Origin of the sequence: Streptomyces sp. CG 926 (genome assembly GCF_003148825.1) — a bacterium.
In the GTDB taxonomy this organism is placed as follows: domain Bacteria; phylum Actinomycetota; class Actinomycetes; order Streptomycetales; family Streptomycetaceae; genus Streptomyces.
On sequence record NZ_QGGZ01000020.1, the window covers coordinates 1 to 21777 of the forward strand.

Sequence of the window (21777 nt, forward strand, 5' to 3'; positions counted from 1 at the left end):
ACGCCCCGGCGCGCGCCCGGCCCCGACCGCCCCGACAACCCACCCCCGACCGCGCCGGCCAGACCCCCGACCGAGCCTCCGCCCCGGACCCCGGCCCCCGGCCCCCGGACCCCGACCCCGGACCGGCCCCCGGAATCCGCCGAGCCTCCGGCCAGGACCCGGCCAGGACCCGGCCAGGCCCCGGCCAGGCCCCCGACCCGGACCCCGGACCCAGGACCCCGCCGAGCCTCCGGCTAGGAACCCGGCAGGGTGAGGACCGCCAACCCCCCGCCCCCCTCCGCCTCCAGGAACTCCAGCCGCGCCCCGATCACCCCGGCCTGCCCCACCGCGATCGTCAGCCCCAGCCCATGCCCCTTGCCGCCCCCGCTGCGGAACCGCTGCGGGCCGTGCGCCTTCAGGTACGCGGGGAACCCGTCCCCGTGGTCCCGTACGGTCACCACCGGCCCGTCCACCGTCAGGACCACCGGCGTCCGCCCGTGCTTGTGGGCGTTGACCACCAGGTTCCCGAGCACCCGCTCCAGCCTCCGCCGGTCCGTCTCGACGTGCGCGTCCCGGACGATCACCACCTCCGTGTCCGTCCCGGACGCCCGCACCACCCGGCGTACCAGCCGCCCCAGCTGGTGCAGATCGCCCTCCACCACCTCGCCGCCCGAGTCCAGCCGGGAGATCTCCAGCAGGTCCTCCGTCAGTTGCCGCATCGTCCGGACCCGCTCGCGCACCAGCTCCGTCGGCCGGCTCTCGGGCAGCAACTCCGAGGCCGCCTGCAGGCCCGTCAGCGGCGTGCGCAGCTCGTGCGCCACGTCCGCCGTGAACCGCCGCTCGCTCTCCAGCTTCGACTGCAGGCTCCCGGCCATGGTGTCCAGCGCCGCGGCCACCGTCGCCACCTCGTCCTGGTGCCGCGCGGGGGCCCAGGTCCGCGGGTCGTTCACCCGCGCGTCGAGGTCGCCCTGGGTGATCCGCCGGGCCACCGCCGCCGTCAGGTGCAGCCGCCGGGTCACGCGGGTCACCGCGAACGCGCCGATCAGCAGCGTCCCGCCGATCGCCAGCAGCGACGACCCGATGATCGCGTTGTCCAGCCCGCTGATCGTCTCGGCGCTCTGTCCGTAGTCGACGGCGGCCGCGAGCGCCCGGCCGTCCGCCGGACCCGCCGCCCACATGGTCGGGCGGCCCCGGTGGTCCGCCACCAACGTGCCCCGGCGCCCGCTGACGGCCAGAGCCCGCAGCTCCGGCGGCAGCCCGACGGGGTCCAGCCAGGAACCGCGCGGCAGGGGTTCGCCCGCCTCGTACGCGCGCGAGACCTCCAACAGCTTGCCGAGGGCCTTCTCCCGCGCCGTGGCCACCGTCTGCCGGGTCACCTCCACGTGCACGAGGGCGCCCAGCACGGCCGCCAGCGAACAGCACATCACCACGATGAAGCACGCCGACTTCCAGGTCAGCGTCGCAGTCCACGAAGGCAACCGCACACGTGGCACACGTGGCACACGTGGCACACGTGGCACACGCGGCACACGCGGCACACGCGGCCCACGCCGCACCCGCACCCGCCGCACAGGCGTCACGGCCGGCCCGGCACGGGCGCGGGCTCCCGGTTGCCCGGGCCTTGCGGATTGCCCGGCACCCGTACGATCTGCTCGCGCGTGGGCAACATGGTGAGCTGCTTCTCGTCCCAGGACCAGGCGGTGATCAGCTCGTAGCCGTGGTTGCCGCTGGGCACCCGCAGGACCACGTCACCCCCGGCCAGTTCCACCGAGATGACGGTCTCCGTGGTCGCCATGATCCGGTTGAGCCGTCCGTCCGGGTCGGCCGTGTAGACCCGTACGGACATCATCTTGTCCGGGAACTCGATGCCGACGATCAGCTCGTCCTTCCCGTTGCCCGTGAGGTCCCGGTAGTACGGCTTGAGCACCGGGCACGCCTCCGGCTCCTCCTCGTCCTTGTCCGCGCCCTTCGCGCATTCCCGGATCGCGGCCGCCGTCCGGGGCGGCATGCCGTCCGCGCCGACCTCGGTGTTCGGATTGGTGGTCAGCTCGGCCTGGACGAGGGCCACCGGGTCGACGGCGTGCACGTCCTGGTCGCGGACCGGCGGGATCCCCTTGATGTACTCGGGCGGGGCGCCACCCGGATCGGCGGGCGGTACGGACGCGCCGCGACGGTCGGGCCACAGATGTACGGGCCCGCTCGCGGTCGGCGTGGAGCCGGCGCTCACCAGCCCGCCGCTGTCCCCGCAGCCGGCCAGCAGCGGCACCAGCGCGAGGAGGGGGAGCACCGTGCGCGCGGGCAGACGCAAGCGCAACCTGTTCACAGCTCCCGTGCCCTTCTGCCCGCGACATGCCGACGGTCGATCACGTCAACCATATGCGGTGGAACATCCGTTTTTACCCTGAGGTCTCAGCTGTCCGTGCGTCCTCGGCGCAGCATGGCGAAGCCCAGCCCGGCCGCACCGACCGCCGCGATGCCGCCCGCGGCGGCGAGCAGCAGCACGCCGTCGCCCGGACCGTCCGCCAGCGTACTCAGCCGCCGACCGCCGCCGGACCCCTCGGCGACGACGTGGGTGTCCCCGCTGGTCGCCTTCCGGGGGCCGGAGACCGGGACGACCTGCCCACCGGGCGCGTCGCCGCGGGTTTCGGTGCGGGCTTCGGTGCGGGCCGCGCTCCGGGTCCCGGTCTTGTGCCCGTCGCCCGCCACGGTGTGGTCGACGCCCCGGGCCGGGACGTCACCCATCCAGGAGCTGAGCCGCCCCGCGGAGTCCAGTGCCGCGTGCAGGTCCCCGGAGCCACCGAAGGCGGTGACCCCGTCACGACTCGTCAGGGTGGCCGCCGTGGAGCCGTCGGCCGCCAGGATCTCGGCCTGGTAGGCCCCGTCGGCCGTGCGGTACAGCTTCGCCGTGGAGACCCCGTCCGCGAGCGCGAGGCTTTTGACGAGGGTCGTGCGCGGGGCCGCGGAGTGCGCGGACGAGGCCGCGGGCACCCCGTCGGCCAGGGCGGCGGCCGTGGGCAGCGCCAGCAGGCTTCCGGCGCACGCGGTCACGGCGGCGGCGCGAACGAGAGTGCGGCGGCTGACGGTGCTCACGGGGGAATCCTTCGGTGCCGGTCAGGGCCTGGGCCATCCAGGTGGGTCAAACCTAGGGCTCGGCCGTTGCGGCAGCGCCCCGTTCATGTAACAGCGGCGTCGCAACGTTCCGTCGGAGTCGTTACACATCCGAGGGATTGCCCTGCGGCGCCCCGGCTGCTCCCATGGACGGCGGGGGTGAGGGCGATGCGCGGACTCAAGGTACTGCCGAGCGGCCGGCCCGGCCGCGGCCGGCTGTATGTCAACCTGCCCGACGGGCAGGCGGTGGGCTGGTACGACCGGCAGGCCAACCGGATCAGTGTCCTGGCGGACGATCACCGCGAGGCGATCGTGGCGGTGCTCCGCCCCTACCTGAGCGGGACGGTCTCGATCGGCCCGCCCCCGGTGCCCACGGCCTCCGACCTGCGGCGTCTCGCACTGCTGCCGGACGCGGACCTGGCGCCCAACCGGCCCGGCGAGACCTTACTGGGCGAACTGGAACACGGTCCGGCCGGCACCAGAGCCCGGCACCGACTCCGCCAGGACCTGACCGCGCAGCAGCGGATGGGCGACTCCTTCGACGCCCTGGAGGCGGAAGGTTGGCGCGCCCTGCACTGCGTCCCGCTCCCGGGCCTGGGCCACATCGACCACCTTCTCATCGGCCCGGCGGGCATCTTCTGCGTGCGTACGGTCCCGGGCCGGCGTCAGCGCGCGGTGGTCGGCGACCTCCTGCTCACGGTGGGCCGCGCGGAACCCCGCCCGGACCCCCGCTGGATCCGCCGCGCGGCGACCTTCGCCTCGGCGGCCCTGGCCGCCAAGGTCACCCCGGCGCTGGCGGTGGTCGACGCCTCACGGGTCGAGACGGCCCCCACGGTCCGCGACATCCGCATCCTCCAGCCCCCGACGGCGACCCCGACCCTCACCACGTCCCCCACGACCCTGAAACCCCCGGAAGTGGAAGCCCTCTTCGCCCAGGCCCGTGACACCACCACCTGGCTACGCCCGAGCGGCGCCCAATCCGGCCTCGCCGGCGTTTGAGCGCTCCCCGGCACCGTCCCCGCCGGCGTTCGAGGCGCGGGGTCCGGGGCGGAGCCCCGGTTTCGGGAAAGGGCGGGTAGGGCGTGTAGGGGGAAGCGCCGCAGGCTCCGCTCCGATCCGCCCCGCCCGGCCGCCCCGACCCGCCTCAGGCGGAGGTCCGCTTCCGCGGCGTCGCGGTCTTCTTCGCAGCCGCCGCCGCACCGGTCTTCTTCGCCGCCGCGGTCTTGGCCGTACTCTTCGCCGCGCTCTTGGTCGCGCCCGTGCCGCCCGCGCGCGAAGTCGACCTGCCCGCCGCCGACTTGCCACTGCTCGCCGTCGTCGACTTCTTCTTCGTCGCGGCCGAGGCCGCCGTCTTCTTGGCCGAAGCCGCCGTCGACTTCTTCCCGCCGACCGCCTTCGGCGCGGCAGCACCCGTACCCGTACCCCGCCCCGTACCCGCACGCGCCCCGGCCTTCCGCCGGATCGGCGTGACCTCGGCCTCCGCCTCGCCCTCGGCGCCCCCGGAGTCCTCGTCCGCCCCCGCCTCCCCCCGGGAAGCCTTCGCGGCCCGCACGCTCTTCTCCAACGCCGCCATCAGGTCGATCACCTGACCGCCGGCCGGCTCCACCACGGCCTCCGTCGGCTCGAACGCCCCACCCGACTTCGCCACGATCAGCGCCTCCACGGCCTCCCGGTAGTCGTCGTGCAGCGACGCCATCTCCACGTCCCCCAGCGTCGCCATCAGCGCGTCAGCCAGGTCGAGTTCGGCGTCCCGCACGGTCACGTCGGCCTCCGGCGCCACGCCCTCCGGCGCCCGGATCTCGTCCGGCCACAACAGCCCGTGCATCGCGATCACGTCGTCCACGACCCGCAGCATGCCCAGCCGCTCGCGCCCCCGCAGCGCGTACTTGGCGATCGCGACCTTCCGGCTCCGCTTGAGCGCCTCCCGTAGCAGCGTGTACGGCTTCGCCGCCGTCGCCCCGTTCGCCGCGAGGTAGTACGCCGCGTCCATCTGCAGCGGATCGATCTCGTCCGCCGGTACGAACGACATGATCTCGATCGTCTTCGCGGTCGCCAGCGGCAGCTGCGCCAGGTCCTCGTCCGTGATCGGGACGATCGACCCGTCGGCCTCCTCGTACCCCTTGCCGATCTCGGCGCTCGGCACCTCCTCCCCGTCCAGCTCGCACACCTTGCGGTACCGGACGCGCCCGCCGTCATTCACATGGATCTGGCGGAAGGAGATCGAGTGGCTCTCGGTGGCGTTCACGAGCTTGATCGGGATGCTGACCAGGCCGAAGGAGATCGCCCCGTTCCAAATGGATCGCACGGTTCCTCCTGTTTCGTGGCAGTCTCATCGTATGACGCCGATCACATTGGTGGAGGGCCGTCGCATCGCGCTCAGCAATCTCGACAAGGTCCTCTACCCGGAGACCGGCTTCACCAAGGGCGAGGTGCTGCACTACTACGCCACCGTCGCGGACCCGCTGCTCGCCCACATCCACGACCGACCGGTGTCCTTCCTGCGCTACCCCGACGGTCCGGACGGCCAGCTCTTCTTCACCAAGAATCCGCCGCCCGGCACGCCCGACTGGGTGAGGACCACCCCCGTGCCGCGCTCCGAGGACCTCTCCGCCGCCCAGGTGGTCGTCGCCGACCTGGCCACCCTCATGTGGTCCGCCAACCTCGTCGTGGAGTTCCACACCCCCCAGTGGACCGCCGGCCACCCCGCCCTTGCCGACCGGATGGTCCTCGACCTCGACCCCGGCCCGCCCGCCACCGTCGTCGAGTGCTGCGCCGCCGCGCTCTGGCTGCGCGAGCGGCTCGCCGCCGACGGCCTGCACGCCTACGCCAAGACCTCCGGCTCCAAGGGCATGCACCTGGCCGTGCCGCTGGAGCCGACCCCGTCCGAGCGGGTGTCCGCGTACGCGAAGCGGCTCGCGCAGGAGGCCGAGCGCGAGCTCCCCGAACTGGTCGTGCACCGGATGGCCAAGGCGCTGCGCCCCGGCAAGGTCTTCGTCGACCACAGCCAGAACGCAGCAGCCAAGACCACCGCCGCGCCCTACACCCTGCGCGCGCGGGCCCGACCGACCGTGTCCGCGCCCGTGTCCTGGGCGGAGGTCGAGGCCTGCCGGACCGCCGCCGACCTCGTCTTCCTCGCCGACGACATCGCCCCGAGGCTCGCCCGTGACGGGGACCTCTTCGGCCCGCTGACCGACCCCGAGCAGGCCCGCCCGCTCCCCGGCACCGGGACGGCGACCGGCACCGGCTCCGGGACGGGGACGGCGCCAGGGGCCGGGACCCGGCCGTGATCCGCGTCGCGCTGGCCGCCGCCGTACGGACCCTGCCGCGCGGGGCGGGGCTGGCGTACGAGCCGAAGTTCGACGGCCACCGGCTCGTCGTGCTGCGCTCGGCGACCGACGTGACGCTCCAGGCCCGCTCCGGTCGGATCGTGACCAGCGCCTTCCCCGACCTGGCCGCGGCCGCGCTGCTGCTGCCCGCCGACACGGTCCTCGACGGCGAGGTGGTGGTCTGGCACGCGGGGCGTACGGACTTCGCCCTGGTGCAGCGGCGGGCGGCGGCCACCGCCGCCCGGGCCGCCGTCCTCGCGCAGCGCCTGCCCGCCTCGTACGCCGCCTTCGACGTGCTGGAACTGGCCGGGCTGGACCTGCGCGGCCGCCCCTACGAACGCCGCCGGGCCCTCCTCGTCGACCTGCTGCTGCCGCTGGGACCGCCGTTGCAGCCGGTGCCGATGACCACCGACCCGGAACTGGCCGCCACCTGGTACGAGACCCTGCCGGCCAGCGGTATCGAGGGCCTCGTCGTGAAACGGCTCGACCAGACCTACCCGGCCGGCCGGCGCGGCTGGCAGAAGCTGCGGCACACCGACGTCCGCGACGCGGCGGTGGTCGGCTACACCGGCACCCCGCGCCGCCCGCTCGCCCTGGTACTCGTCCTGCCGGTCGGGGACGAGACCCCGCTGGTGTCGAGCCCGCTGAGCGCGGCACTGCGGGCGGAGGTGGCCGCCGAGGTGGCCGCCCGCGGGGCGGCCTCGCCCTCCCTGGCCACGGTCACGGCCATCGGGCTCGGGGAGGTCCCCTTCCGGGCCCTCGACCCACCGCTCACGGCCGAGGTCCGCTGCACCTCGGCCCGGCACCCGCCGCCGGAGGTGCTCCGGCTACGGACAGACCTCTGACCCGCGCGGGAGGCGCGGGTCGGAGGCCGTCGAAGTGGGTGCGTGCCGGGTGGTGCGGCGGATGGTGCGGCGGGGGTGGTGCGGCGGGTGGTGCGGCGGGGGTGGTGCGGCGGGTGGTGCGGCGTCAGGCGTGTGCGCCGCGCCCGGCGTCCGGGGGAGCCCCCGGCTGTGGATGCGGCCCCGGGCCTTCCGGCAACTTGTAGCCGGACTCCCGTTCCGCCCGGACCTCGTCCGGATGGGTGGAGGTGGTGGAGCCGAAGTTCCCGTAGCCCTGCATCTCGTGCGGCCGGAGACCCCCCTCGGGGATCTCCACCTGGTCCCGCTCCTCGCGGACCTCGTAGACCGCCCCGCCCTCCGGCAGGTGGGGCTGGCTCTCGGCGGTGGGCGGGGGTGGCTCCTTCTCCCGTACCTTCTTGCCCAGCAGGAAGCCGCCCAGCAGGAAGCCGGCGACGAGGATGCCGACGACCAGGAACCAGGCGATGTCGGCAAGGGTCGCGTCCACGCTCAGGGTCGTGTCCATACCGACCATGTTCCCGCACGCAGGTCCGAAATGCTTCGCTATGCCCTGGATGCCGTGGGCCATCCGGGGTACACGCCCGGTACACGCCGACGTGAGAAGGAGGCCGACGATGCCCCGCGGATCGTCCCCGAAGCGCGAACGACAGTACGAACACATCAAGGAAGGTCTGGAGGAGCGCGGCGAGCCGGAGGAGAAGGCGAAGGAGATCGCCGCCCGGACCGTGAACAAGGAACGAGCCAGGGCCGGCGAATCCCGGACCGCGAGCAGGGAATCCCTCCAGGACATCTCCTCGTCCCGGCGCGGAGGCCTGCACTCCCACTCGGGCGCGCAGGGCCCCACGTACGAACAGCTCTACGCCGAGGCCCGGCGCCGCAACATCCACGGCCGCTCGGACATGAACAAGACACAGCTCAAACGGGCCTTGGGCGAGTGAAGGCCCCGGTCAGGCGTTGATGGGCCCGTCGGCATCCCGCAAGGCACCGGCGGCCTTGCGCTCCCCGAGCGCCCCCAGGATCTCGGCGCAGATCGCCAGCGCGGTCTCCGCCGGGGTGCGGGCGCCCAGGTCCAGGCCGATCGGGCCGTGCACCCGCGCCAATTGAGCCTCGGTGACCCCGGCCGCGAGCAGCCCCTCCCGGCGCCGAGCCGTGGTCTTGCGGGAGCCCAGAGCGCCGACGTACGGCACCTCCTGGGCCAGCGCCACCCGCAGCGTCGGCACGTCGAACGACTCCTCGTGGCTCAGCATGACCAGGCACGCGGCGTCCCGGCGCGCCTCCAGCACCTTGCCGGCCTCCTCCGGGCCCGTGACCAGTACGGCCTCCCAGCCCAGCAGCAACGACTGCCGCTCGATGATCTCGGCCAGCTCACCACCGCCGCCGATGACCACGTACGGGGCCGACGGGAACGCCTCGACCAGCACCAGTCCCGACTCCGCGTACAGCGCGTCCCGCCCGGCCCGCCGGGTCGCCAGCAGCTCGCCGGCCCGCCGCCCGGCATCGTCACCGGGCGGGTCCGTGGCCCGTACGACCGCACTGGTGGCCTGGTCGGCGGCCTCGTTCAGCCGGGTCACCAATGCCACCCCGACCCCCTCGCCCAGCAGCTCCCACCACTCGGCCGGGATCGCGGCGAGCGGCTGCAGCAGCACCTCGGCCTGCCCGCCGCAGGTCAGCTTCGCGGCGACGGCCTCGGCCGCCCGCACGGACACCTCGCAGACCCGCGCCGTGACGCCGGGCGGCAGGGCCGCGACCTCGGCGGCGAGCTCGGCGTCGAAGACCCCGCGGTAGAGCGTGCCGACACACTCCCCCCGAGGGTCGATGAGCACGGCCCCGGCCGGATCCCGCGGCCCGAACCCCTGCTCGGTCACGGGCCGGGCCAGATACCCGCCCCGCCCCTCGGCCGCCCACCGCCGCGCCGTCTCCACCAGCTCACGCATCCGTGCCGCCCCTTCTCGATCGCCAGAGCCCGCCGCAGAGCACCTGGCGAGCGGCGCGGTGCGGCCTCACGATTCACCTTAGGCAGCCCCGCAACGGCACCCCATCCCCCGAACCCACAGACTGCCCCACCCCCACTTCGTACGGACCACCGGAACGCGCCGCCAGGATCTGCAGCCGCCTAGGCAGGCGTGCGCCCGGCCTCCGCAACCGGGACGGCGGCGGGCAGTCCGTCGGCCGAGGGCCAGATCCCCAGAACCACCGAGGCGAGGTAGGCGCCCCGATCCCGGATGCGGTCCTCGTCCCAGGAATCGGCCCATGCGGTGATGGCGGAACCGGGCGGGGGATTGAGCAGCGTGCCGTGAGTGAGACGGAGGAGGCTGTGTTGACTCAGCCACTGCCGCTTGCCGTCCCACGCCATGTTGCCGAGGGTGGGATTGAGACGGGCTGTGACCAGGGTGAGGTTGCCGAGGGTGTGCACCAGCTCGTCGCGGTCGGCACCTTCGTTCGGATCGTCCTCCAGGGGCGGCCAGTTGTCGCGCCAACTCTGCGGCATGACATGTTCAATCGTCAGCTTCGAACCGAGCTGTTCGCCAATGGGCATGGTGAGCTGCTCGGTGTGGTCGGTGCGTAGCTCGTCCTCCAGTGCTTCCAGGAGGATGCGGACGCGGTGGCGGTAGAGGCGGGCGTACAGCGGATCCTGTTCCAGTGCCGTGCGGAATTCGGCGTCGGACGGCCAGTTCCGGTGTTGGCCGTGCATCCCCGTGAGCGTCCTGACGATGACTTCGTCCGCGCGCTCGGGCTCCCGGGCCGCTGCGGCGACGAGGTCGCGGAAGACATGGTTGTAGTCCCGGTTGCTGAGGTTGAGGATCGCCCGCCGCACCAGGTAGCTGTCGATGGCGCGGATAGCCCTGTTCCGGCGCTCGGGGGACAGCACTTCGTCGCCCAGACCGTAGAGGAAGAGGAGCAGAGGCATCGGTGTCGACATCTGCATGACCTTCATCCGGTACAGGAAGCGGCCCTCGAGACCATGGGAGGGGTACTGGTCGAGACGCTCGTAGATCTCGGCGTACCGCGCCAGTTCCGCGAACACGTCCTCGGTGGGGACGTAGGCGGAGCGCAGCCAGCGCTCGAACTCCTTGAACAGGGCCGAGGAGGTGAATTCACGTTGGGTACGCATGGTGAGCCAATAGGTCAGGAAGACGTCGAGACGGCTGCGTGTGATGCGTCCGGTCGTCTGCTCGGTCCGCCACTCGGCCTGATCAAAGGGGGCCCAGTAGGTCCTGTAGAGGCGGTCGATGTCCGCGCCCGCGTGTTCGGCGTCCCGGAACAGCAGGTTCTTGACCAAGTCCGCATGCTCCAGCGGCGTGCCACGACTGTTGAGGGTCTCGAAGACGACCTGGGCGTCATCATGCTCCTCCAGGTCGATGATGACCAGACGCAGATGTTCCCGCATCGTCTGCACCAGCGTCCCGAGCCGCTCATGCGGTTCGGGCGCTTCCGCCAGCCACTTGTCGATCTCCTGTTGGAAGTAGTCGACGGCCAGGGTCAGTCGCCCGCTGCCGCCCTTGCCGAGCATGACGGAGCGGAACTCCTCGCGGTCGGCATTGGTGGGCCAGACCTTGTAGAGGTGGTCGGGATGGCGGCCGCGGTCGAAGAGGTCCGCGTCGTTCTCCAGGAACTTGCTCAGCAGCCGGACGGACTTCTCGTGATCCCGGGCCGTGGCCGACAGCCTTGCCGCGAAGAGGAACAGCTGGAGCGTCGTCAGCCGCTGCTGGCCGTCGATGACCTGACGGGTCTCGAGATCGGAGGACATGTGCGGTGCCTCGTCGAAGACGACAGCACCAAGGAAGTGCGGGGCGACGGGCTCGCCGACCTGCGCCGCCTCCTCCGCCCGCTCCACCGTGCGGCGGATGTCCTCCCACAGGGCGGCCCAGTTGTCGTCCCGGTCCCACACGTACGGACGCTGGAACAGCGGCACCGTGTACCGGACGTCCCTGCCGAAGATCCGTCGGAGATCAACCGTGTCTGCCTTCATGGGGCTCCCCTCCCTCACACGAACGGCCACCACCGTAGCGATCTTCCGCGCGCCTGACGTCGACTCGGCCGTATCCACCCACGGCGACCAGGGCGGGCAGGGGCCGCTGGGCGGCCAACACGGAGCGGCTCCCCGAGCTGCTGGAGGAGCGGGATCTGTCGCTTGCCGCCCCGTACCGGCGGATCACCGGCATGCGGGAGTTGGCCGATCATCTGCTCACCGACGAGTCGGTGGGCCACGGCCTGATGGCGGTCGCGTCCGGCGAGCTGGAACTGCTGGCCTCCATCGCCGCCCTTGCCCTGGAGCGGCACGGTCCCGTCGCCGGCGGTGACAGCGAGGACGGCCCCCGGTACCCGTGGCAGCAGCATCGGCCGGTGGAACCGGCAGACCGGCTGGTGGCGGAGAAGGACGTGCTGGCCTGATTCGAGCCGGGGGAGCACCGGCAGCGCGCCGAGCGCATGCTCGGGCGGCTGCGTGAGCGCGTTCTGCTCCTTCCCGCGCCCAGGGGCAGGCCGTCGCCGCCGCTGCACGTCCGGGCCGCCGGGTTCGACGGCTACGGCGGCACCGCGGACTGGCTGCTGACCGCCGCCTACAACGCCCCCGAGGTTAAGCGGATCGCCGCAACCCTGTTGGGCGACGGCGCGGCCCGCACCCGGGACCCGGCCCAGGAGCTGATCACCGCACTCCTCGCCGACGCCGCCCGGGTCCGAGCTCTGGTGGCGAAGTCCCCAGCCCCCTCCTGGATGCGGAGCCGTTCACCGCGACCGCACCGCTTCCGCCGGGCTGGGAGGGGCAAGGCGCCGCGGCCGCCGCCTGGCGGGCCGAACTGGTCCTGCGGGCGCTGGCCGCCCAGCCGGTCGCGATCCGCAAGGCGGGCGGGATCGCCGTACGCGACACGCGGCGGCTCGTGCGGACGAGTCGGACACCCGGCTGTGGCTCGACCTCGCCGTCAACGCGGGGCTCGCCGCACCGCAGAACGAGGAGCCGTCCCCCGCCCTCGGGGGCCGCCGGAACTCCAAGGCTTCCCGGCCCCCCCAACCCTCCGCCCGGCTGCTGCCCAGCGACCACTACGACGCCTGGGCCGCCGCCCCGGCCGCCGGCAAACTGCTGCCGCTGCTGGCCGCCTGGGCGGCGGTCCCCGAAGTCCTCAGCCACTGGCCCGACCCCGACGAACCCCCGGTCGCGCTCATCAGCCCGCAGGACGAGGGCGCCGTAACCCTGCGCACCGGGGTACTGCGCGCCCTCGCCACCCTCCCCGACGGACACGGGCTGAGCGGGGACGCCCACGGCTACACCGAACTCGTCTCCCGGGCAGCGTGGTTCCAGCCCGCCTTGGGAGGCCACCTGGCCGCGGAGGACACCAGAACACCGGCCCCCATGGACGAATTCCTCGACCGCCTGGCGGCCACCCTGAACGAGGCGGTGCTGCTCAGCACATCCGCATCTGGGGTACTTGGCGCGCGGTCCGCAGCGTGCGAACCGCCCACTACGCCAACCGGCGGCCTGTCAGTCGTCCTCGCCCTGACCGAGGGCCTACCCCTCCACCTCCCACCGGCGGAACCAGTGGCGGTACGTGGGCTGCCGTAAGGGAAACGCCGCGGTGCGAGCGCCGAGGCCCCTCCGGAGAGTGGCCACGTCCCAGCTCAGCGCACTCGCGCCGTGGCGGGCCTCAGTTGACTCGGCGGTTACCGGGTGGGACCTCGCTTCGGTGTATACCCACGACGACGGAACCGGGGCCTTCCGAGGACAGACTCCTCCGGATGAGTTCAATGACGTAATCCGAACCGGTGCCGCGGGTTCCGAGCCACCCATCCCTGAGCAGTGTGGTGAAGGTGGTGTTGTTCAGATACCGGGGGATTGAGTGCTCGACGATCCGTGTCCCACCTGACGGCCCCGTGGCCTCCGGGCGCTGAAGCAATTCGGAGAAGTGCTCTCGTGTGAGGTACATACCGGGGATGAGCGCGGCGGAGTTCATCATGAAGGGTTCGGTCCGGCATAGCTTGACCATGCTTGGCGTGGTGACCAGGCGCGGATCTCCCGCCGTCCCCGCCGCGGGGCGGCCGGTCTCGATCCATGCCGGATCGCATTCGGCATCGACGGCCTCCATCCGCTTCATCTCGCGCTCGCCGGTGCCGTCGTGCCAATACACCCAGTTGTGCCCGCTCTGTCGCATGCGCTTGTACTGGACCATCGCCACGCTGTGCGCGTGCTCGTTCACGTAGATCATGTCGACGCCCATGGCGGCCTCGGCCTGAGTGCGGTTCGCGTTGAACACGAACAGCCGGTGGGACGACTCGGTGCTGCGGCGGTAGATACGCCAGCCCACCTGTACGGCGTCCTCTCCATCCATGCCGGGAAAGCGCATGTAATCGTGGACAATCTGCTGGTCCTCGATCTGCCGGAGGGAGGGCAGCCCTTCGAGGAACGGGACGGAGCGGGAGTGAGGGCCGTCCTCGCCCAGCGGCGGCTGCCACGCTTCGAGGGGATCGCGGTCCATTCCGGCCGTCTCGAGAAGGGTTCCCACGGCATCCTTCTCAAGGCTCAGCCGCTCGCCGACCTCCCCCGTAGGGGCATTGGCTCCCAGACCGGCCTCCAAGCCGTCCAGTACATCGCCCAATTCCCGCCGTAGGTTCCGCACGGCATTGAGCAAGTTGCGTCCCGCCGCCGGCGGCATGTGGCCGTCATGCTTCAAGAACCGGCGGCTGGCCCCCATGGGGGTCTCGAGATCGACAAGCCGCAATGGTCGCTCGAGTGCGGTGAAGTCCCGCGCGATCAGTGCGCGCTCGTACGTTCCCGATCGCCGGCCCGGGAAGACGGTGCCTACGCCGATGATCGAGCGCTGCTCGAAGCGAGGGTGCCGATCGGTGAAGAAGGCGAGACACCAGACGCGCGGCTTCCGCCACTCGTGGTGTGGATACGCGAAGGTGCGCTCGCCCCGCGTCAACCATGCCGGCGGCCTCTCCGGCAACCGTTCCAGCATCAACGCGGTGCTGTGCACCAGTGCGATGGCGAGCAACTGCGGCCTCCTGCGTCTCAGAAGTCAGCTGACTTGACCTCGGCTGAGCGTCAGCCCAGCACCTTGGCGATGGCGAGTGCGATCCGCTCGATCCAGTCGATCGCGTCGGTGACGTCCGCGTCAGAGATTGGCCGTCGCCGCTTCAGGTCGCCGTCCAGCAAGTCGGCGTCATGGGCGATCTTGTTGCGACGGTCGGTGATCGAGATGTACTGCTTCTTGAGGGTCTGGTCGGTCATCCCCGTGCGGCCGTGGTTCCACTCGTTGAGCTGGACCGCAGCCTTGGCCCAGATGTTCTCCTCCGTGACCAGCTTCAGCGCCTCGCTGATCTTGCGCGGGTTCTGAAGGGAGGCGTTGGCCCACTTCGCCTTGACGTGCTCGGACACGGCGTCGGCGAGGGTGGTCGTGCCCCGCCGGACCTCCTCGACCTTCTCCAGCGGCAGCTCGAACTTCGTCAGCTGGTACGGCATGCCAGGACTGTCTGCGGCGGCCAGGTCGGCCACACGGCGGTACAGCTCCTCGTGGAACCAGTGGTCGATGGCGCTGACCGCCTGCACCCACGCGGCGCGGTAGAAGTCGCCGATGTCGAAGACGGGGGACTGGAAGGCGGCCAGGCTCTGGCCGGCGAGGACCATCTTCCGGGCGTACTCGATGTTGGTCTTGAACGCCTGGAACTCGCGCGTCTGCGGCTGCGGAACTGCCATGGGATGCCCCCGTCTCACTGATTGATCGAGATCAAGACTTCCGGCGAGACGGGGACGGGTCAACTCAGTTGCGGGTCAGGCGCCTTCGCCTGGCTGGATCTCGTCAGTATCAGCCGAGATCTCGCCACCGAGCGCCTCCGCGATCGCGGCGAACTCGCTGAGCGCGGCCTGCAAGTCCTCCACGATCTCCTGTGCGATCACCTCGGGCGGCAGCAGGCTGTCGGCGTCGTCGAGGGCCGGGTCCTTCATCCAGGTGATGTCGAGGTTCACCTTGTCGCGGGCGATGAGTCCGTCGTAGTCGAAGCACTTGAAGCGCTCGGTTTCGACACGTTCACTGCGGTCCTTGCCCGGCAGGTATGCCTCGACGAACTCCTCCAGAGCAGCACGAGTCAGCGGGTGCTGTTTGAGGGTGAAGTGCTTGGCGGTGCGGAAGTCGTAGACCCAGAGTTTCGAGGTGTTGTGCGCGCCTCCACTGCGGGGCGGCTTCTTCTCGAAGAACAGGACGTTGGCCTTGACGCCGCCTGCGTAGAAGATGCCGGTGGGCAGACGAAGGATCGTGTGGAGGTCGAAGTCTTCGAGCAGGCGACGCCGGATCTTCTCGCCGGCCCCGCCTTCGAAGAGCACGTTGTCCGGGAGGACGACTGCCGCTTGGCCGTTCATCTCCATCAGCGACATGATGTGCTGGAGGAAGTTGAGCTGCTTGTTGGTGGTAGTGGCGCGGAAGTCGTCACGGTCGTAGGAGATGTCCTGCTTGTCGGCCTTACCGTCGGTGCCGACGATGGTGATCGCGGACTTTTTGCCGAAGGGCGGGTTGGCGAGGACGAGGGAAGCATGCTGCTTGGGCTGTTCGGCGAGAGCGTCCCCCTCAGTGATGAGGGATTTGCCGTCGGCGTCGCCGATGCCGTGGAGCAGCATGTTCATGGCGGCGAGGCGGGCGGTGCCGGTGACCAGCTCGTTGCCCCAGATCTTGCCGTCGCCGAGGGCGAGCCGCTCCTCGCGGGAGAGGTTCTGCATGTGGTGCTTGCGAATGTAGGCGTGCGCGGCGATGAGGAAGCCGGCGGTTCCGCAGGCGGGGTCGGTGATGGTGTCACCCGGCTGGGGCTGCATCACGTCGACCATGGCGTCGATGAGCGCCCGGGGGGTGAAGTACTGGCCGGCGCCGGTCTTGGTGTCCTCGGCGCCCTTGGCGAGCAGGCCTTCGTAGGCGTCACCCTTGAGGTCGGTGCCCTGGATCGTCCAGTCTTCCTTGCCGATCAGCTCGACCACGAGCTTTTCGAGGAGGGCGGGCTCGGTGATCCGGTTCTGCGCCTTGGCGAAGATCCGACCGAGGGTGGTACCGGGGCTCTTGCCAAGTTCGGCCAGGATCTCCCGGTAGTGGACTTCGAGCTCGATCCCCTTCTTGGAGGCGAGCGACTGCCAGTCGTACTTGGCGGGTACGACGGTCCGGGCTTCGGCCTCGGTGAAGGGGTCGGAGGCGATCTCGTCGGCCATCTTGAGGAAGAGCAGGTACGAGAGCTGCTCGACGTACTCGATGGTGGACAGGCCGTTGTCCCGGAGGACGTTGCAGTAGTTCCAGAGCTTCGCGACCAAGGAGTTGGTCTGCGCGTGCGCCAGGGCGGGGGATGCGGGGGTCACAGCGGAAGCTCCTGCTGAACGGCGTTGGTGGGGGCAGGGGTTGAGGCGGGGGCCGGCGGCGGCGCGGCTTCGGCCGCCTTACGGGGCCGACGCGTGCCCCGCTTGGCCTTGCCACCCTGCGCTTCGCGCTCGGCCCGGATCCGGTCGAGCACGAAAGAGGCGGGCTCGTCGGAGGCGTCCTGCGGGACGAGCTGCCCTGTGAACGCGCGGTTCAACAAGGCTCCTCGAAGGGCGGCGCGCCTGGCATGCGAGCGCTCTACTGCTCTCGCGGCAGCCTCGATCGCAGTGATCTGCTGCTGCACTTCCTCGACGATCTGCTTCTGAGTAGCCAATGGAGGTACAGACACGGGCAGAGCGCGAATTGAGCCGATGTTGACGCCCTTCACGGCTACGCCACGGGCATGTTCCTTCAGGTATCGCTGCGTGAAGCTGCTTTGAAGATAGAGCTGGAGATATTCGGGATCGATCCCTGGAAGCGGCGCAATTCGGGCAACGTCGCGGCTGAGGTTGGCGCCTTTCAAGCCTGATGGAACGACCGCCGATCGATCATACGAACCACGCACGGCAAGGAGGACGTCACCTGGCTGGATCCGTGCACCCGCGAACTGCTCGTCAAGATCCTTGCTCGTCAAGTGCAGTTTCTTCTCGTGAAGAGAGCATCCCTTAAGGTCCTTTACTTCCACGTAGGGAACTGTGCCGCCATGCTTGACCTTAGGCATCAGAATCCCATAGCGAATGAGTCGGATCGGGTCGGTGAGTGCTTCTAGGCTGTAGACAGCCCAGTTGGTCGGAAATTGCGGAATCTGGTCCAGATTTGGCGCAGTGGGTTCCTTGTATTTTTTCACCTGCACGGATTCCCAGAATCTACGACGCTGCTTCAGGAAATCCGGAACAACATCGCCGGTTCCGGTTCTCAGTCTTCCTTCTGTGGCCGTTGTGTGGAGGGAGCGACGCTGCAGCGGGATCAAGGCCTGTGCGTGAACGAGCGAAAGCGATGCTGCATCGAGGCGGGAGAGGTGGTTTTCGAGAGTTTCGACGATGCGGTGCTGCTCCGCGAGCGGCGGAACCGGCATTTTGACGCTCGCGATGGTTGACTGGTCGATCTTCGGCATCGAGCCCGCCAGTCCTTTCGCATGCGCCTTGAAGTAATCGCGGACGGTCTTGCTGCTCAGCATTAGGGCGGCAAATTCGGGGGTGATACAGGAGTTCAACCTCAAGCGAATGAGGAGGTCTGGGTAGATCGCCCAGTTCTCGCGCCCCTTGTAAAGGGCTGAGGTTCCGACAAGGTCGGGTGTGTTCGATCTTTGGATGAGGATGTCGCCCGGCTTGAGCCACAGGTCGTCTACGCGTTCCGGGTCTGCGCAGGTGACTTTCGTGTACTTCTCGCTGAAGTCATTGAGCGTGACAGCAGTCAGGCTGAGGGTCCTGATCCCGTCGGGTTCCGTCGTGATGCGTGCCGAGTGTCCGTTGCGCAATGGTTCGCGCAGCAAATCTCCGAGTTCGGCTACAGCCCAACCCGCTGGAAGTTCCACGTCACTCAAGCCAATTCTCGATTCAACTCACTCAACAGAGACCGCACATCCCGCCCTGGGAACGCGTGCTGGAACCCACGCCCCCCGCCCTTCCCCTTGAAGGGCTCCGCGTTGAACTCCTTGGTACTGATGCCGACGTCGCTCGCCACCACGTCCCGTATGGACCGCAGCCACCACAACTGCTCCTCCGAGAAGTCCGCCCCGGCCTGCTGCTGCTTCAGCAGCCACACCTCGAAGCGCTCGTCCACCGTCTCACGGTACGGCCGCAGCTCCTCGTCCACGCCCAGCTCGTACCGGATCAGGGAGATCAGATCCGGGACGCCCGCTTCACGGCCGGGGGAGTGGGCCGTCACGCCCAGGTCCTCGTAGTAGGTCCAGAGGACCTTCGGGGTCCAGGCGAAGTGCGGGCGGCGGATCTCCAGCGCCAGTTCCTGGAGCGCCGCGTACGTCTCCGCAGGCGAGACAGCCCGCGGGCTCGTCAGAGCTATGCTCACCGCCGCGATGCGGTCGCGCTCCTCCTTCAGGAGCCGGCTCCAGCGGTCGACCTGTTCCTTCGCCCGCTCCTCGCGCGGGATCTCGTTCAGATCCGTCACCGCGACGGGCGTGAACTCGTCGAAGACGTAGTCCTTGTCCCGCCGGATTTCGATGATGTGCCGACGCAGCTCCGGCCGCTCCGTCAGCGGGGCGATCGCGTTCTCGATCAGCCGCCGGGCCGCCGCCTGGCCGCCCTCGTCCAGCGCGCGCTCCTGCCGGTCCGGATCGACCGCCTTGACGATCGCCCCCGCGATCTCGGACAGCGTCCGTCCACCCGCAGCCCGCGTCAGCTGATCGCGCTCCTCCGTCGTCAGCTGCTGGTTGAGGCGGGCCAGACGTCCCGCCAGGATCTCGGCCTCGTTCGTGCTGATCGACTTCGTACCGGCCTTGTCAAGCAGCTTGGCCAGCGACACCTGGCGCTCACCTGCCGGAACCAGCGGCCGGGCGTCCACCAGCGGCGAGTCCGTCACACCCACCGCGTCCACCAGCACGAAGCGGCCCTTCCGCACCGACGCGTCCGCGTCCGGCGTGACTTCCTGGAGCTCCGTCGCGTCGATGGTCCGGGCGCCGCGCCCCTTCATCTGCTCGAAGAGCACCGCGCTGCGCACCTCGCGCAGGAAGATGACGCACTCCAGCGCCTTCACGTCCGTACCCGTCGCGATCATGTCGACGGTGACGGCGACCCTCATCCGGGGCGAGGTCCGCAGTGCGCGGATCAGCTCGTCCGGGTCCTCGCCGGCCTGGCGGCTCTTGTACGTGATCTTCTTCGCGAAGTCGTCCCCGCGCCCGAAGATCTCCTTGACCTGGGCCAGGACGTCCTCGGCGTGGTCCTCACCGACCGCGAAGATCAGGGTCTTCGGGAGCTCGGTGCGGCCCGGGAACCAGCGCTGCCAGTTGTCCCGGTACGCCGTCAGGACGGCCCGGATCTCGTCCACCGTGACCACCGACCGGCCGATCTGCCCGGTCGTGTACGTGAAGTCGTCGTCCAGCTCCTGGTAGCGCTGCCGCCGGGTCTTGCGGTCCTTGATCCGTACCGTCGTACCCGACTCGATCTTCGCGCCGCCGTTCTCCCGCAGGTCGGTCCGCATGCGTACGACGTCGAAGTCGACGTTCACCCCGTCCGCCACCGCCTGCGGGTAGGTGTACTCGGAGACCAGGTTGCGGCCGAAGAAGCCGAGGGTCTGGAGCGTGGGGGTGGCGGTCAGGCCGACCAGGTGCGCGTCGAAGTACTCCAAGACGCCCCGCCACAGGCCGTAGATCGACCGGTGGCACTCGTCCACGATGATCAGGTCGAAGGACTCGATCGGCACATCGGGGTTGTAGGAGACGTCGATCGGCAGGTCGGTCGCGTACGTGTCCTCGTACGCCTCGCTGTCCGCGGCCTCGTCCGCCTGCTCATCCTCGGCGAGGGCCTCGCCGCGCAGGAGCGAGTACATCTTCTGGATCGTGCAGATGGTGACCGACGAGGTGTCCTGGAGTCCGGCGGCGCCCAGACGGTCGACGTTGTAGATGTCGGAGAGCTTCCGGCCGTCGTCGGGCGTCGTGAACTTGCGGAACTCGTCGTAGGCCTGCCGCCCCAGGTTGTTGCGGTCCACAAGGAACAGGATCCGCCGGGCCTTGGCGTGCTTGAGCAGCCGATACGTCTGTGCCACGGCGGTGAAGGTCTTGCCGGCGCCGGTCGCCATCTGGATCAGCGCTCGTGCGCGGTCCTCGCCCAGGGACTTCTCCAGACCGGTGATCGCGTCGATCTGGGCGAGGCGCAGGCCGTTGGCCTCCAGCACGGGCAGTTGGCGCAGAGCCGCGCGGAACGTGAGGGCGTCCGGGTTCTCCTCCGCGCGCCGCATCCACGCGGCCACCGTGTCGGGCCGGTGGAACGAGAAGACCTCGCGGGAGCGGGCGTCGGGGTCGAGGCGATTGATGAAGTACGTCTCGGTGCCAGTCGTCGCGTACCGGAACGCGAAGGGCTCCGCCTCGCGCCAGACCGCGAGGCGGTGCTCCTTCAGGACTCCGGACGCGTACCGGTCGTTCTGCTCAACGGCGCTGGACAGGTGGTCGCCCTCGCGCTTGGCCTCCACCACGCCGACGATGTGCCCGCCGACGTACAGGACGTAGTCCGCGCGGCCCGTCGCGAGGGTGAACTCGCGGACCGCCACGCCCTGCCCCGCCTCCGGGTTGACCTGGTCGCGGTCCTGCACGACCCAGCCGGACGCGCGCAGCATCCCGTCGATGGCGTCGCGGGCCTGCACCTCGTTGAGCGGGGCCGGCCGCTGCGCACGGTGGATGATCGCCTCGCGGCGCTTGGCGTCCACCTGCCGGGGCTGCTGACGGGCAGCCTCGTACTTCGCCTGCTGAGTGGTGCGCAGCTCATCGATCTGCGAGGTCAGCTGCTCGACGCGGGCCAGCAGCTCGCTCTTGTTCGCGTCGGCGCTGGCGATGAGGTGCTCGGCCTCGGCCCGTGCCTTGCGCTCGGCTTCGAGAGCGTCGCTGGACTCGGCGAGCCGGGTCCGGGCCTGGGTGAGCGCCTGGCGGTGGCCGTCGAGGGCCTCCCGCAGCTCGGCCAGCTCGGCCGGGTCCGTGACCTGTGCGCTGTCACCGGGATCGGTGGGCGGTACGAACTCCGCGACCGTCCGTCGGCCCTCGATGGCATCGTGGAACCAGAGGCCGAGTTTGTAGCAGACGCGGACAGCGGCCAGAGCCTTCGCCGTGTCGAAGAGGTGGCTGTGCGCGGCCTTGTTCCGGTCGCGCCGCAACCGGTCGAAGTCGTCACGGATCTCGGGGACCAGCACTCCGGCACGGGTCAGCGCGACCAGCCGGTCGATCTGGCGGTCGCCCTCGACCCGCATGCCGATGCGGGTGATCAGCTCCTCCGCGAGGACCTCGCCGAACTGTCCTGCCTGCACCAGCGATGAGTTGGGGTGGGTGAATACCGTGGCCTCGGCCGAGGCGCCGTAAAGAGAGAGCAGAGGCTGGTGCTGGTAGAGGACCCCGAAGTTCGGTGATCCCTTCGCGAAATCGCGAAGCCTGTCGTCCACGGTGTTGTCCCCCCGAAAATCTGGTCTGCGGGTATCCACGGTGCGAAACACAAGAAGACCCTCCGAACAGCACTGACACTGTTT

Annotated in this window: 17 protein-coding genes; 5 read left to right on the forward strand and 12 right to left on the reverse strand. The window is 70.2% G+C overall.

Annotated features, from left to right (window positions below; genetic code table 11):
* Positions 1-233 precede the first annotated feature (233 nt).
* The 3 genes from BCL76_RS35820 to BCL76_RS35830 form a co-directional block, all read right to left on the reverse strand.
* Positions 234-1403 carry a sensor histidine kinase gene (locus tag BCL76_RS35820; protein ID WP_109783561.1) on the reverse strand — a complete coding sequence of 390 codons (1170 nt, stop codon included), beginning with the start codon at positions 1401-1403 and terminating at the stop codon, positions 234-236.
* A 152-nt stretch (positions 1404-1555) separates the two neighbouring features.
* Complete coding sequence (locus tag BCL76_RS35825) at positions 1556-2302, reverse strand: hypothetical protein (RefSeq protein ID WP_109783562.1); 747 nt, start codon at positions 2300-2302, stop codon at positions 1556-1558.
* Between the two features lie 86 nt (positions 2303-2388).
* Positions 2389-3069 (reverse strand): hypothetical protein, encoded by a 681-nt coding sequence (locus tag BCL76_RS35830; RefSeq protein WP_109783563.1) that lies wholly within the window; start codon positions 3067-3069, stop codon positions 2389-2391.
* A 186-nt stretch (positions 3070-3255) separates the two neighbouring features.
* Between BCL76_RS35830 and BCL76_RS35835 the strand changes: the two genes are divergently transcribed.
* Positions 3256-4086 carry a nuclease-related domain-containing protein gene (locus BCL76_RS35835; RefSeq protein WP_109783564.1) on the forward strand — a complete coding sequence of 277 codons (831 nt, stop codon included), beginning with the start codon at positions 3256-3258 and terminating at the stop codon, positions 4084-4086.
* 145 nt (positions 4087-4231) lie between these two features.
* Here the strand turns inward: BCL76_RS35835 and ku are convergent, their stop codons facing one another.
* Positions 4232-5392: a non-homologous end joining protein Ku gene (ku, locus tag BCL76_RS35840; RefSeq protein WP_109783565.1), complete on the reverse strand. Its 1161-nt coding sequence runs from the start codon at positions 5390-5392 to the stop codon at positions 4232-4234.
* A 31-nt stretch (positions 5393-5423) separates the two neighbouring features.
* Here ku and ligD point away from each other — a divergent pair, with 31 nt between their 5' ends.
* Positions 5424-6374, forward strand: coding sequence for a non-homologous end-joining DNA ligase (ligD, locus tag BCL76_RS35845; RefSeq protein ID WP_109783566.1), 951 nt, complete (start codon positions 5424-5426; stop codon positions 6372-6374).
* Complete coding sequence (locus tag BCL76_RS35850) at positions 6374-7258, forward strand: ATP-dependent DNA ligase (protein WP_109783606.1); 885 nt, start codon at positions 6374-6376, stop codon at positions 7256-7258. Before ligD ends, BCL76_RS35850 begins: the two co-directional genes overlap by 1 nt.
* A gap of 124 nt (positions 7259-7382) precedes the next feature.
* Here BCL76_RS35850 and BCL76_RS35855 read toward each other — a convergent pair whose 3' ends face one another.
* Positions 7383-7778 carry a DUF6479 family protein gene (locus BCL76_RS35855; protein WP_109783567.1) on the reverse strand — a complete coding sequence of 132 codons (396 nt, stop codon included), beginning with the start codon at positions 7776-7778 and terminating at the stop codon, positions 7383-7385.
* Positions 7779-7887: 109 nt separating this feature from the next.
* Here BCL76_RS35855 and BCL76_RS35860 point away from each other — a divergent pair, with 109 nt between their 5' ends.
* Complete coding sequence (locus BCL76_RS35860) at positions 7888-8211, forward strand: plasmid stabilization protein (RefSeq protein ID WP_109783568.1); 324 nt, start codon at positions 7888-7890, stop codon at positions 8209-8211.
* 9 nt (positions 8212-8220) lie between these two features.
* On the opposite strand, the gene BCL76_RS35865 is transcribed toward BCL76_RS35860, so the two are convergent.
* Together BCL76_RS35865 and BCL76_RS35870 are read right to left on the reverse strand one after the other, a co-directional pair.
* Positions 8221-9207: an XdhC family protein gene (locus BCL76_RS35865; protein WP_109783569.1), complete on the reverse strand. Its 987-nt coding sequence runs from the start codon at positions 9205-9207 to the stop codon at positions 8221-8223.
* A gap of 179 nt (positions 9208-9386) precedes the next feature.
* Complete coding sequence (locus BCL76_RS35870) at positions 9387-11243, reverse strand: DUF262 domain-containing protein (RefSeq protein WP_109783570.1); 1857 nt, start codon at positions 11241-11243, stop codon at positions 9387-9389.
* A 191-nt stretch (positions 11244-11434) separates the two neighbouring features.
* Between BCL76_RS35870 and BCL76_RS35875 the strand changes: the two genes are divergently transcribed.
* Positions 11435-11665: a hypothetical protein gene (locus BCL76_RS35875; protein ID WP_109783571.1), complete on the forward strand. Its 231-nt coding sequence runs from the start codon at positions 11435-11437 to the stop codon at positions 11663-11665.
* A 1247-nt stretch (positions 11666-12912) separates the two neighbouring features.
* On the opposite strand, the gene BCL76_RS35880 is transcribed toward BCL76_RS35875, so the two are convergent.
* The 5 genes from BCL76_RS35880 to BCL76_RS35900 form a co-directional block, all read right to left on the reverse strand.
* Positions 12913-14259 (reverse strand): hypothetical protein, encoded by a 1347-nt coding sequence (locus tag BCL76_RS35880; protein WP_109783572.1) that lies wholly within the window; start codon positions 14257-14259, stop codon positions 12913-12915.
* A gap of 50 nt (positions 14260-14309) precedes the next feature.
* The gene (locus BCL76_RS35885) at positions 14310-14960 is read right to left on the reverse strand and encodes a hypothetical protein (protein WP_109783573.1); all 651 of its coding nucleotides are present in this window, start codon (positions 14958-14960) and stop codon (positions 14310-14312) included.
* 75 nt (positions 14961-15035) lie between these two features.
* Positions 15036-16595: a type I restriction-modification system subunit M gene (locus tag BCL76_RS35890; RefSeq protein WP_109783574.1), complete on the reverse strand. Its 1560-nt coding sequence runs from the start codon at positions 16593-16595 to the stop codon at positions 15036-15038.
* A complete protein-coding gene (locus BCL76_RS35895) occupies positions 16592-18127 on the reverse strand; it encodes a restriction endonuclease subunit S (RefSeq protein ID WP_146228500.1) in 1536 nt (511 codons plus the stop codon). Before BCL76_RS35895 ends, BCL76_RS35890 begins: the two co-directional genes overlap by 4 nt.
* Positions 18128-18132: 5 nt before the next feature.
* A complete protein-coding gene (locus BCL76_RS35900; RefSeq protein WP_109783576.1) occupies positions 18133-21693 on the reverse strand; it encodes a type I restriction endonuclease subunit R in 3561 nt (1186 codons plus the stop codon).
* Positions 21694-21777: the final 84 nt, after the last annotated feature.